The organism is Vreelandella aquamarina, assembly GCF_900110265.1.
Taxonomy (GTDB): domain Bacteria; phylum Pseudomonadota; class Gammaproteobacteria; order Pseudomonadales; family Halomonadaceae; genus Vreelandella; species Vreelandella aquamarina.
This window is the reverse complement of record NZ_FODB01000085.1, coordinates 1-8,399: the sequence shown is the minus strand read 5'-3', so window position 1 is coordinate 8,399 and position 8,399 is coordinate 1. Positions and strand designations below refer to the sequence as shown.

The following is an 8,399-nucleotide window of genomic DNA, read 5'->3' as shown; positions in this document are numbered from 1 at the left end:
ACGTGATGGGGTTCCGGCAGTTCTCGCTACGCGGACTGGATAAGGTCAGCGGCGAGTGGCGATTGGCCACCATGGCGTGGAATATCAAGCGGATGCACCGGTTGACGGCGGGCTGAGGGCTCGCCGCGCCCAACCGGCCAGCAGGCAAGGCGTCAGAACCGCCTTGCAGAAGCTGAGGGGCAGGTTAAGAGCCACACAACAGCACCAACACCAACACCAACACAGGGGGGGGTGAAGAACCCACGCCTCAGCTCATCCATTAACCTCAAGTCCGACAGACTGCTAGAAGCCAGCTCCCTGCAATTAGGTGCGCCGATATTAGTCATTTTAGGCAACATTCCCGCCTTAAAAGAACAGAAGCGCTTTATCACCACCAATCTTAACCGGCTATTCAAGCGCGAGCTGGACGCAAAGGGCAGCGAACCAGACCGAGCTCGAGAGCTAATGGAAGCGGTCGATACGTTTTTCAATCGTCATCATGCGCTGCCTAAGCTACATTACGACCTGCATACCGCGATCCGTGGCAGCTTATACACCCGCTTTGTGGTAGAGCCCTATGCAGAAACTGCCACAGACGCTGAACAGTGGCAGTGGTTGGCCGCTGCCGATATGCAGGCAGTGCTGCATCAACATCAGCATAGTTGGACCTTCTCCCACTACAGCAAACACTATCACCACGCACAGGCGTTTACCTTCGAGCTTGGCCGCGTCGCGCCGTTTGGCGAGAACGACATGGCGGCGCTGGCACCGATGCTAACGTTGCTCAGCTCGCTCAGCGCAGGTTACGAGCCGCCGAAAAAAACCGCCGAAACCATGGCCTTTTTTAAAGTACAGCACGAGCTGATGCGCCAAGCGGAGGACTTTACACTCTGCTTCGACGATGACGTGCCCAATTTCAGCCGTTTCGAGCCCGGCACCTGCCTCGCCAAAGATGGGGTAGCGGGTGATTTCATCGTGGAGAAGACACCATTACATGTGGTGTTCCCCAATGCCCACGTCGACATAGGCGCTCGTGCGGCACTGTTGGTGGTACCCAGTCATGCCATTACCTGACGGACACTTGCGCTACTGTCTGACGATGAAAACGTACTTTTCATAACGACGTCTTTTTTTATAACAACAACATGAAGGGGCCGTCAGGACACATCGCTACGTACCAAGGCCAATATCGCCCTGATAAAGTACGCGCATTTGGCGCAGTCCTGATAGAATCGCCCCTTTTTTCGCGCCAGCCGCACACACGCACGACGAATTCATTTGTTGCTGCTGCGGCAACCCTGTACTGGAGCCTAAGTTATGGCCGCTACGCCTACTCCCCTTGAAGTGCGCAATATTAAAAAGCGCTTTGGCGATACAGAAGTCCTCAAAGGCCTCTCTCTGGAAGCCCAAAAAGGTGACGTCATCACCCTCATTGGTGCCTCAGGGTCAGGCAAAAGCACCTTCTTGCGCTGCATGAACCTGCTGGAACAGCCGGACGACGGCGAACTGTACGTTCACGGCGAGCAAATCCGTTTTAAAACCACCAAGCACGGCCGCGAACCCGCCGACTGGAAACAGGTGGTTCAAATGCGCGCCAAGCTCTCCATGGTGTTCCAGAGCTTTAACCTGTGGGCGCACATGACGCTGCTGGAGAACATCATCGAAGCGCCGATCCACGTGCTCGGTAAGCCGAAAAAAGAGGCCATTGAGCACGCCCACGCACTGCTGGACCGCGTAGGGCTTAGCGCTCGCGCCAACGCCTACCCGGCACAAATGTCCGGCGGCCAGCAGCAGCGCGGCGCCATTGCCCGGGCGCTGGCCATGGACCCTGAAGTGATGCTGTTTGACGAGCCGACCTCAGCGCTCGACCCGGAGCTAGTGGGCGACGTGCTGAAAGTCATGCGTGACTTGGCCGATGAGGGACGCACCATGGTCGTGGTCACCCACGAAATGAGCTTTGCCCGCGACGTTTCCAGCAAGGTAATTTACCTGCACCAAGGTTTGGTAGAGGAACAAGGGGCTCCCGACGATGTACTCGGTAACCCACAGTCACCACGCCTGAAGCAGTTCCTGGCTCCCAAATACTGATCCTCGAGGCACCCACACCATGCTCGATTTGCAAGGTTACGGCCCCCGCCTGATCGAAGGGGCGGGGGTTACCGTTCAACTGGCCGTTCTGTCGCTGATTCTGGCGATTATCCTTGGGCTACTTACTGCCAGCGCCAAGATGTCACGTAACTGGCTGTTGCGCCGCACCGCCACCGTCTATACCACGGTGATTCGTGGGGTGCCGGACTTAGTGCTAATGATGCTGCTGTTCTTTGGCGGCCAGATCGGCGTCAATGCCATCAGTGACCTGCTGTACTACAACTACGAAATCGATATCTATATCAATTTCAATGCCTTTACCGCAGGCGTGATCACCATTGGCTTTATCTTCGGGGCCTATATGGGCGAAACCTTCCGCGGCGCCTTTATGGCGGTGGATAACGGCCAGATTGAAGCAGGCAAAGCCTACGGCATGAGCAACGCGCTGGTCTTTCGGCGCATTCGCTTCCCCCAGATGATGCGCCACGCCCTGCCCGGCCTCTCCAACAACTGGATGGTACTGCTCAAAACCACCGCGCTAGTGTCGGTGATTGGCCTAACCGATATGGTGCGCGTTGCCGCCGAAGCCTCCCGCGCCACCCACGAGCCCTTTGTGTTTTTGATCCCCGTGGCGGTGGCCTACCTGCTGATTGCCAGTGTCTCCGAGTGGATTTTTGCACGGCTACAAAAACGTTACGACATCGGCTTTGGGGGGCAGTGATATGCTAGATATTTCTGCATGGTTCAACGACCTGCTGGCGGACAACCTGATCTTTACGCCCACCACCCTGGGCTACTATTGGGAAGGGTTAGTCACCACCACACAGCTGGTCTTTCTCTCGCTGGTGGCGGGGTTAATTCTTGCGGTGCCGCTGGCCATTATGCGTAGTTCCAAGCATAAGTGGATCAGCCTGCCGGTCTACCTCTATACCTACGTATTTCGCGGCACGCCGCTACTGATCCAGCTCTACATCATCTACTACGGCGTTGTGTTCATCGACGGTATCCAGGAAACCTTCCTGTGGCCAGTGCTAAAAGAAGCCTTCTACCCGGCGCTTATCGCCTTTACGCTCAATACGGCGGCCTACACCACCGAGATCTTCCGTGGGGCGATCAAAGCCACGTCTAAAGGCGAGATCGAAGCAGCGCGCGCCTATGGTATGTCGCAAAACCTAATGATGCGGCGGATTATTCTGCCCAGCGCCTTTCGTCGTGCGCTGCCCGCTTACGGCAATGAAGTCATCTTCATGCTGCACGCCAGCGCGATTGCTAGCGTGGTGACGCTAATGGATCTCACCGGCGCGGCACGCTTTGTGTATGCCCGCTTTTATGCGCCGTTTGATGCCTTCCTGTTTGTCGCGGCCATCTATCTCTGTTTAACCTTTGCGATTTTGTATTTTTTCCGCTTCCTAGAGAAAAAATTACTGGCCCACCTGCGGCCACAAAATTCCTAGCTACAATAAATCCAACACGTCCAGCGTAAAACAAACGTTGGTTCAAATGCAGACTCCCCCTTTTCGCCGACCTCAACCTGGGGTACGTTAAGGGGGATCACCTTGGGTGAACCTGCTTCTTTTGGAGTCTAAAAATGAAAAAACTACTGACTGTTTCTCTGCTGGGCTTGGCCGTCGCTGCAGCATCTTCTGCTCACGCGCGCGATTACGACAACGTGCGTATCGGCGTCGACGTTCCCTACGAGCCCATGGAATACCGCACCGCTGAAGGTGAACTGACCGGCTTCGACATCGACCTGGGCAACGCCCTATGCGAGCGTATCGGTGTTACCTGTGAGTGGGTCGAGCAGGAGTGGGACGGCATTATTCCAGGCCTGATGTCACGCAACTACGATGCAATCATGTCTTCCATGACCATCAACGACGAACGTCGCCAGCAGGTGCTGTTCTCTGACCCCTACATCACCATGCCATCTGCCTGGTTTGCCCCCAGCAGCCTGGATATCAGCGAAGCCAACGAAGAGACCCTTGCGGGTAAAACCATTGGCGTTCAGCGCGGTACACTGCAGGATAACTACGTTACTGATAACTTCAGCAGCGTTGCCGACATCAGCCGCTATTCCACCGCCGACGACATGGTGCTGGACATGGAAGCACAGCGTCTAGATATCGTCTTCCTCGACTTCCCGATCGGCCAGTCCACGCTGCTAGACAGCGAAGAAGCCGAGTACGTCGTGGTGGGTGAACGCATTAGCGAGCCTAAAGAGTACTTCGGTGAGGGTTTCGGTATCGCCTTCCGTCAGCGTGATGAAGCTCTGGCCGAACAGTTCAACGAAGCTCTGGCTGAGCTTCAGGAAGACGGCACTTACGATGAAATCTACGCCCGTTACTTCGGCGAAGAGTAAGCGCTAACTGCCTAAGATTGCCTCCCCGCTTGGGGAGGCACGCAAGCGAGACGCCATCATGCCCTCACGCCTCCTCTTATCCCCCGCGCTGCACGCGCTTCGCCCAGGTACCCGTGGCAATATCGCCCGTTTCTACCTGAGCGAATGATTCTACGAATAGCCCACCCCGCCTTTTGGCACGCCCGTGCCAACTTCCCCTCGTTACGCTGACCGGTTCGGTAGCCAGCGATATTCTCTACATTCCTGAGTTCATCGGCGTGGATGCGGATTTTATTGTGCTCAGCGAAGGCCGCTGGGCCATTGACCACGTTTGGGCGCTGGGTAAACCGATTTTCAGCGCCTGCCAGGCCCCGTCACTCCAGCGAACTTGCTCCGCCAAACCGGGTCTTTACTATCACTTAACCACATACAAGGAGGTATCATGGCTGAATCGACGGCGGCTCACGCAACGCCACAGGCAAGCGCCGCAGAGGTGTTTCGCCCCTCTTCCCACTGGACGGCCTGGGGACAGTGGCTGGCGCTGTTCACCATGACTGTGGACCACCTGACCCGCTACGTGCTGCCGGGAGACTGGGATTTAGGTTGGGCGGGTTCATCCATTGGGCGCATTGCGTTTCCGCTGTTTGCCGCCATGGTGGCGTGGCACGGCCTGTTTAATACCCGCAACCCACTGCGCTACTCACGGCGGATTTTGATTATCGGCCTCGCCGCGCAAGTGCCCTATATGCTGATGCCACGCGCCTCGGATGCGTTCATTTTGAACGTCTGTTTTACGTTGGCCAGCGGGTTGGCACTAGGAGCGCTGGTACGGCAAGGCTGGCAGCACTATCAACGGCAAACGTTAGGATTTGGTTGGCTCATGTTAGGCGCTGCCGTCGGCGTTACGGTGTGGTATCTACTGGGATTTTGGGTGGAGTATGGCCATAACGGCCTGCTGCTGATTCCGCTGTTTATGTTTGCCATGCAGGCGCTCAGCGAAACCCGAAATGCGTTGAAATCGCGCCTTTGGGCGGGGCTAGCGGCATTTCCTGTGCTCTGGATTGCCGGGCAAATGAACGCCTCCGACATGGCTAAATCGTTCACCGTCGCCACCTGCGTGATCGTGCTGATGCTGGCTGCCGGTGCTGCCCAGCGAGTGCCGCCGGTGGCGCTGGAAATGCCGCGCCGCCTTTGGTTTGCCTGGTACCCAGGGCACTTTGCCTTGATTGCCCTGTGGCTACTGCTTAGCGGTCAATTGGCAGGTTAGGCGCCTGTTCCGCCACACGCTTGTTCACTTCTTCACGCATCCAGGGCTGGTAGCGGCGCAGCCGCGCCCGTCCTTCGGTCTTTGCCTGATACATCGCCGTATCTGCCTGTTTAAGCACATCGGCATGGTCGCAGGCCGTGGCATCAAAACAGGTGTAGCCCATGCTAGGTGTCACCTCTACCCAGCGGCTCTCTAAACGGTACTTGCCGGACAACGCGCTCTGCACCGCATCCATGTAACGCGCCGCCACGGCGTTGAGCGCCTCAGGGTCGGTGACATCAAATAGCGCCAGCAGCACAAACTCATCGCCGCTTAAACGGGCGGCCATATCATCCGCCTGCAAACACGACTCCAAGCGGCGCGCGACCTGCACCAACAAGTCATCCCCTGCGGCATGGCCTAGGGTGTCGTTAATCAGCTTGAAGCGGTCCATATCCATAAACATCACCAAACCACCGCGCTGGTCGCTGTTCTGCCCATTACACAGCGCCTCTAAACGCTCGATAAACAGCCGGCGGTTGGGCAAATCAGTTAGCGCATCGTAGTAAGCCTGGCGGTAGATAATCGCCTCGTTGCGCTTTCGTTCGGTGAAATCCTCAATAATCGCCACACCGCCCACCATCTGGTTGCTGGCGCTATGTACCCCGTTGAAGAACGCTCGCAAAGGCGTGCCCACACTGGCGTTGGGCAGTTGGTAAGTGCCTTCGTAATAGCCCGTGCCTTTTTCCAGCGCATCCCTAACCGCCTGAGCCACCTTTCGGTCGGCAGAGCGGTCCAGCATGCGGTAGCCGAGTAACTTTGAGCGCTCCACGCTCAGGATAGCCAGCAGTTTGCTGTTACAGTCGGTAATCTGCCCCTGCTCATCGAAGTGCAGCACGCCTAACGGCGAGTGCTGAAAAATAGAGCGATAGCGGTTTTCGCTTTCGCGCAGCTGCGCCTCCCGGGCGGCCATGCTCACCCGCAGGGCGATATTGTCGTGAATGGTGCGGCTAAAGCGGCGGCTGGTCGCCATAATTAAGCCTAAAAACAGCACCAACATCAGACCAATCAAAATGGAGAGGGACGAGCCCTGTAGCAGAAATTGAAACTTCAGGGGCAGTAGAATGGGCAATACAAAGCCAATGGCAATCCACCACACCGAAGAGAGCGTGGTCACGCCCCCCGCAGCAATACCGGCCAGCACAATCGAGAGCGCGGCAATTTGGCCGGGGTGGTCGTGGCTAAACAGCAGCACACCCGAAGTCCCCCACACGCACCCTGATGCAATGGCACCGATGGCAAACCAACGCAGCCAGCGCTGGCGCTGCTGCTGTAGCGCAGGCAGGCGCTTAAACCGCTGGGCTAGCAGTAATCTCAATCCTGAAATCGCCACCAGCACCGTAAACCACCCCAGCAGTAGCGCGGCATCCACCACCGGCCACATGGCCGCTACCAGCAGCCCACCCGCCAGCACGCTGCTCAGCACTGGCTGCCAAAGGTTGTCGTAAAGCAGGCGCACTTTTTCGCCACGCAAACGCTGCATGGTGATGTGATGGTCACGCTGATAACCACTGCGCAGCCCGGAGGCCATCGCCGTGGCGGCGAGGGGTGTGGGGGGCGACATACAAACTCCCTGTTCTTCAGTCGGCTTAACGCCAATCTTATTGGTTAGGCTTTGTTTAATACATCTGTTTTAGCACGTTTAAGTCACAAAAGTAGTCACCATCAGAATCGAGTAGGAAGGGGAGTCACCTCCCCCGTCCTCTCACACCACCGGGCATACGGTTCCGTACCACGGCGGTTCATGCAGAACGTTTAAGCCATCTTACCGTATCCAGTATCGATATCAGGCCCTGATCATAAAACCACTTTCTAGGTAGGGCCTGATTCATGTGCGAGGCTCCGGCGTTCCACCAGGGCCCTCGCCCATTACCCGCCGATTTCCAAGCACGGTACGCGTCCAGACCTAGGCCTCGGAGTTTCCGCCGCCGGGTCGCTCGGCGCTTCCATTGTCGCCAGATCAGGCCGCGTAAGCGCCGCCGTATCCATTGATCCAGTGCTTCCAAGGGGCGTTTCACATCAACAAGATTGAAGTAGTTAGCCCATCCTCGTAGGACTGGCCTCAACCCTTTGATTACCCGTTGGATGTTACGCCCCCTGCCACGTTTCAGGATCTCACGGACACGCTGCATCATGCGTGTCAGGCTTGTCTTGGCGAGCGTCAGTTTCGACTGCTTGTGCCGAGTGAGGCTGTAGCTCAGATATCCGCGTAGCCATGGCCGATCCACCGCACTTTTACGGCGATTGACCGTCAGCCGAAGTGAGCTCTCGAGATACTCACTCAAGCTGCCCATGACCCGCTCGCCTGCTCGTCGGCTCCGTACATAGATTTGTACATCGTCGGCGTAGCGGCAGAAGCGGTGGCCTCGGCGTTCCAACGCCTTGTCCATGTCGTCCAGCAGGATGTTCGCCAGTAGCGGGCTGAGGGGCCCGCCTTGGGGTGTCCCCCGCCGCCTCGGCGTGGGCAAGCCATGCTGGAACATACCCGCCTCCAGATAGCGACGGATCAGACGCAGTACACGCTTGTCGTCAACGCGCCGCGCGACCCGTGCCATCAGCAGGTCGTGATTCACTCGGTCGAAGAAGGCTTCCAGGTCAAGATCGACCACCCAGCGGTGACCGGCGGTGACGTGGGCCTTCATGGCCGAGACGGCCTGCTTGGCGCTCCGCTTGGGGCGGTAGCCGTAA

General features: G+C 57.3%; 9 protein-coding genes. 7 read left to right on the top strand and 2 right to left on the bottom strand.

Features of this window, described 5'->3' with window-relative positions; genetic code table 11:
• From BMY49_RS17330 to BMY49_RS16280, 7 genes are all read left to right on the top strand, one after another.
• The coding region (locus BMY49_RS17330) for a transposase (protein WP_143058155.1) at window positions 1–116 on the top strand (116 nt) is incomplete at its 5' end.
• 115 nt (window positions 117–231) lie between these two features.
• A complete protein-coding gene (locus BMY49_RS16305; protein WP_244154995.1) occupies window positions 232–1,053 on the top strand; it encodes a succinylglutamate desuccinylase in 822 nt (273 codons plus the stop codon).
• Window positions 1,054–1,296: 243 nt separating this feature from the next.
• On the top strand, window positions 1,297–2,067 hold the full coding sequence (locus BMY49_RS16300) for an ABC transporter ATP-binding protein (protein WP_089676064.1): 771 nt from the start codon (window positions 1,297–1,299) through the stop codon (window positions 2,065–2,067).
• Window positions 2,068–2,086: 19 nt separating this feature from the next.
• Complete coding sequence (locus tag BMY49_RS16295) at window positions 2,087–2,788, top strand: ABC transporter permease (RefSeq protein ID WP_089676063.1); 702 nt, start codon at window positions 2,087–2,089, stop codon at window positions 2,786–2,788.
• A 1-nt stretch (window position 2,789) separates the two neighbouring features.
• The gene (locus BMY49_RS16290; protein ID WP_074210298.1) at window positions 2,790–3,521 is read left to right on the top strand and encodes an ABC transporter permease; all 732 of its coding nucleotides are present in this window, start codon (window positions 2,790–2,792) and stop codon (window positions 3,519–3,521) included.
• Between the two features lie 134 nt (window positions 3,522–3,655).
• On the top strand, window positions 3,656–4,426 hold the full coding sequence (locus BMY49_RS16285; RefSeq protein ID WP_054641062.1) for a transporter substrate-binding domain-containing protein: 771 nt from the start codon (window positions 3,656–3,658) through the stop codon (window positions 4,424–4,426).
• A gap of 421 nt (window positions 4,427–4,847) precedes the next feature.
• On the top strand, window positions 4,848–5,672 hold the full coding sequence (locus tag BMY49_RS16280; RefSeq protein WP_089676062.1) for a TraX family protein: 825 nt from the start codon (window positions 4,848–4,850) through the stop codon (window positions 5,670–5,672).
• On the opposite strand, the gene BMY49_RS16275 is transcribed toward BMY49_RS16280, so the two are convergent.
• Together BMY49_RS16275 and BMY49_RS16270 are read right to left on the bottom strand one after the other, a co-directional pair.
• Window positions 5,650–7,275: a diguanylate cyclase domain-containing protein gene (locus BMY49_RS16275; RefSeq protein WP_089676061.1), complete on the bottom strand. Its 1,626-nt coding sequence runs from the start codon at window positions 7,273–7,275 to the stop codon at window positions 5,650–5,652. The two genes, BMY49_RS16280 and BMY49_RS16275, sit on opposite strands and share 23 nt — an antisense overlap.
• Before the next feature lie 178 nt (window positions 7,276–7,453).
• The coding region (locus BMY49_RS16270) for a reverse transcriptase domain-containing protein (protein ID WP_089676060.1) at window positions 7,454–8,399 on the bottom strand (946 nt) is incomplete at its 5' end.